We start from the raw sequence: 3,707 nt of genomic DNA on the forward strand, positions 1-3,707 counted from the left end.
CCGCCGATGGCGCCACCGTCACCGGCGATGAAAATGCCCGGCAGACTGGTTTCACCCTGGCTGTCGCGACGCGCGATCCAGCACAGTTGCTGTTCGCTCCAGTCATGTTCGAGGCGCAGCGACCAGCTGATCTGGGTGTTGGGTACCACGCCTTGGTGCAGCAGAATCAGCGAGGCCGGCAGGGTCCGGCGCCGACCGCCACTGGCGAAACTCAGGGCGCTGGCCTGCGCCGTGCCTTCGATCTGCAGATCCCGGGCCTCGCGGAAATGCCTGACCCCGGCGCGTTTCAATTCGACCAGCAATTGCCCGCCCTTGAGCAGGTCACGCCAGCCGCGCAAGGCGCCCGGGACGTTGCGCCAGGCACGCCGCAGATCGCCCCGGCCACTGGTGTCCACCAGCGCTTCGATGGCGATGCCGGCGCGCAAGTATTGCACCGCCAGCAGGTACAACAAGGGTCCGCAGCCGGCCAGCACCACCGGCCCTTGCGGCACCAGCGCGGCGCTTTTGAGCAGGATCTGCCCGGCGCCGGCCGTCATCACGCCCGGCAAGGTCCAGCCCGGAATGGGCATGGGCCGTTCGAACGCACCGGTGGCGATCAATACATGACGCCCGTGCAGGATCTCGGCGCGGCCATCGATCAGGTAATGCACCTGCCGCTGTGGCGTCACTTGCCAGATGGCCGCGTTGGCCAGGTAGCGGGCCCCGCACTGGAGGAATTTCGCGACCAGCGCCGCACCCGCCCCATAGTCATCGCCCAATACGCGGCGGCTGCGCGCATCGGCCTGCCGGATATTGCGATAGATCTGCCCACCGGGGCTGCCCTGTTCATCCAGCACCGCCACCGACAGGCCGTGGCGCGTGGCCTCAAGCGCCGCGCTCAGGCCGGCGGGGCCGGCGCCGATCACGATCAGGTCGACTGTTGGCTTATTCATCGGCGCCCTCCTCGTCGTGGCCACTCTCCAGAAAATCCCGAGCCCCGCGCTGGCGCAGCACACGCATACCCGCACGAACCGGCAGCAGGCACGCCTGACAATTGGCCTGCCCGTCCACCTCCACCAGACACTCGAAGCACACGCCCATCATGCAAAAGGGCGCGCCGGGCCTGCCGCTGACTGCACTGTCGCGGGTATGAGTGACGCCGCTGAGCAGCAAGGCGGCGGCCAGGGAAATGCCTGCGGGCACCGCTAACGACGCGCCTTCGAATTCGATCTGCACGGTGTTTTCCGCCGGGCCCAACGCCCGGAACAAACTGTCAGCCGGCATGGCGCACCTCGGGTTTGCGCCTGAAGCGCTGCAGACTGAAAGGCGCCACGGCCGGCTCGTCATAGTCACCGGCAATCCACGGCGCCAGGCGCAAGGCATGGATCGCCGCCAGGGTCACGCCACTGTGGCAACTGACCACCACTGCCCCCGGGCAGGCCTGCGCAGCTTCGTAGATGGGCAAGCCGTCGGCGCTCAGCACCCGCAGCGCACCCCAGGCCCGAACCAGACGGACCTGGCCCAACCGGGGAAAGCATTGCACCGCGCGCCGGGCGATGTCGGCCATCACGTCGCTGCTGGTACCGTCGTCGAAACCCGCCGACTCATGGGAATCGCCCAGTTGCACCGTGCCTTCGTCGGTCTGGCGCACGTAGGTGGTGGGGTAATGCAGAAAGGGTTTGAGACGCTCGGTCACCAGAATCTGCCCCCGATTGGGGCTCACCGGCACGTCCATGCCCAACTGCGCGCCCAGTTCGCGATTGCCGAGCCCGGCGGCCAGCACCAACTGCCCGGCGTACCAGCGCTGTTCACCGGTATCCAGTTCGAAGCCCGAGCCGTGCTGGCCAATGGCGCGGACCCGCTGGCCATTGAGGATCCTGACCCCGCGCACCTGGCAGGCGGTGTACAGCGCACGCAGCAATTTCAACGGATTGACCTGACCGTCCATGGGCGAGTAACAGCCGCCCACCACCGACGGTCCCACGCCCGGCAAACGAGCGCGCAGTTGCGCTGGATCAAGCAGTTCGAACGGATAATCACCGTGCATGGCGTCGCGCAACCAGCGCAGTCGACGGCTTTCCTCGGCCATCTCCTGCTCACTCAAACACAGCTGGAATCCGCCGGGCTGACGCAGATGGAGGTCAATGCCGCTGTCGGCCTGCAACGCGGCGGCGAACCGAGGCCAAAGCGCCACCGAATCGCGAGTCCATTGCGCATAGGGACTCATCCCGTAGCCCTTGCCCTGGACCCACAGCAGGCCGAAGTTACCCCGCGCCGCCCGATAGGCGTCATCGCCCTCGTCGAAGACGCTGACCTGGCGACCGAGCAGGGCCAGGCCATAGGCAATGGACAGCCCGACCAAACCACCCCCTACGATCATCACATCAGTTTTTTGCATGATTGGCACTGCCGCTCTTTCAACGCCGCGAAATCACCTGCAGCGCAGGCATTACGCCTGAATGATCTTGATGCAGAAGATCCTAGAGCGCTGTCAGCGACTTGAAAAATGCTTTATTTTGCCAAGGTCATGTCTTTTTGTTATGGATATTAGCCAAGGATACCCGCCATGAATCTTCGTCAACTGGAGGCCTTTCGCGCGGTCATCCTCGGCCAGACCGTCACCCGTGCCGCCGAGATGCTGCACATCTCGCAGCCGGCCGCGACGCGACTGATTGCCAGCCTCGAGGAGGACATCGGTTTCAGTTTGTTCGACCGGATCAAGGGGCGGCTGCAACCGACCGCCGAAGCCATGACGCTGTACCAGGAAGTCCAGCGCTCGTTGCTCGGGGTCGAACGCATTGCCCGCACGGCGCAGGACATCCGCAGCCTTAAACGCGGTTCACTGCACATCGCCAGCGCCCCGGCCATGGGGCTTTCATTCCTGCCACGCGCCATCGCCGCGTTCATGGCCGAGCATGAACACGTGCAGATTTCGCTGGTGGTGCACTCCTCGCGCGAGGTCGTGGACCTGGTGGTCGGCCAGCGCTGCGACCTGGGCATCATCGTCCTGCCCAATACCTACCCCAGCCCGCGCGCCGAAAAACTCCTGGCCACCCGCATGCTCTGCGCCCTGCCGGCCAACCATCGCTTGCAGGGCAAGGCCACGATCCATCCCGAGGACCTGCAAGGCGAGGCGTTCATTTCCTACCCGCAATCCATCGCCTCGCGCCAACACATTGACTCGATATTTGCCGCGTACGGGGTCGAGCGCGAACTGCGCCTGGAAACCCAACTGTCGCTGCCCATGTGCACTTTTGTCGAACAAGGGCTGGGGGTCGCGCTGGTCGACGCCATCAGCGCGGTCGAATACCGCGGCAATGGCGTGGTGTTCAGGGCGTTCGAGCCGGCGATCGAAATGGATTTCAGCCTGCTGCTGCCGGTGCAGGGGCCGACGTCGAAACTGCAGACGCGCTTTTTCGAACACATGCAGCACTTCATCGCCCATCAGGTCCCAGCCGAGTATCGGTTCTGAAAAGCACCGGCCAAACACAAAATCCGTGCCCAGCGCAAACCCCATGCAGGAGCCGGCTTGCCGGCGAAGGCGGCCTCAAGCCTTGCATCGACCATGCAGACGCCTTCGCCAGCAAGCCGGCTCCTACAGGGGATTAGCGCCGACCACAATCAATCTATACGCAGGTGATCCCTGTAGGAGCTGGCTTGCCAGCGAAAGCGGCCTCAAGTCTTGCATCGACCATGCAGACGCCTTCGCCAGCAAGCCGGCTCCTACA

General features: G+C 64.7%; 4 protein-coding genes. 1 reads left to right on the forward strand and 3 read right to left on the reverse strand.

Features of this window, described 5'->3' with window-relative positions; all coding sequences use genetic code 11:
- The 3 genes from ABWY06_RS05590 to ABWY06_RS05600 all read right to left on the reverse strand — a co-directional run.
- Nucleotides 1-932 (reverse strand): NAD(P)/FAD-dependent oxidoreductase (locus ABWY06_RS05590; protein ID WP_353924583.1); only part of this gene is annotated, 932 nt, incomplete at its 3' end.
- Nucleotides 925-1,263 (reverse strand): (2Fe-2S)-binding protein, encoded by a 339-nt coding sequence (locus ABWY06_RS05595; protein ID WP_128869673.1) that lies wholly within the window; start codon nt 1,261-1,263, stop codon nt 925-927. The genes ABWY06_RS05595 and ABWY06_RS05590, both read right to left, overlap by 8 nt.
- The gene (locus tag ABWY06_RS05600; protein ID WP_353924584.1) at nt 1,253-2,377 is read right to left on the reverse strand and encodes an NAD(P)/FAD-dependent oxidoreductase; all 1,125 of its coding nucleotides are present in this window, start codon (nt 2,375-2,377) and stop codon (nt 1,253-1,255) included. Before ABWY06_RS05600 ends, ABWY06_RS05595 begins: the two co-directional genes overlap by 11 nt.
- Before the next feature lie 168 nt (nt 2,378-2,545).
- Between ABWY06_RS05600 and ABWY06_RS05605 the strand changes: the two genes are divergently transcribed.
- Nucleotides 2,546-3,451 carry a LysR substrate-binding domain-containing protein gene (locus ABWY06_RS05605; RefSeq protein ID WP_150785708.1) on the forward strand — a complete coding sequence of 302 codons (906 nt, stop codon included), beginning with the start codon at nt 2,546-2,548 and terminating at the stop codon, nt 3,449-3,451.
- Nucleotides 3,452-3,707: the final 256 nt, after the last annotated feature.

The sequence above is a fragment of the Pseudomonas sp. genome (genome assembly GCF_040514055.1).
Lineage (GTDB): Bacteria > Pseudomonadota > Gammaproteobacteria > Pseudomonadales > Pseudomonadaceae > Aquipseudomonas.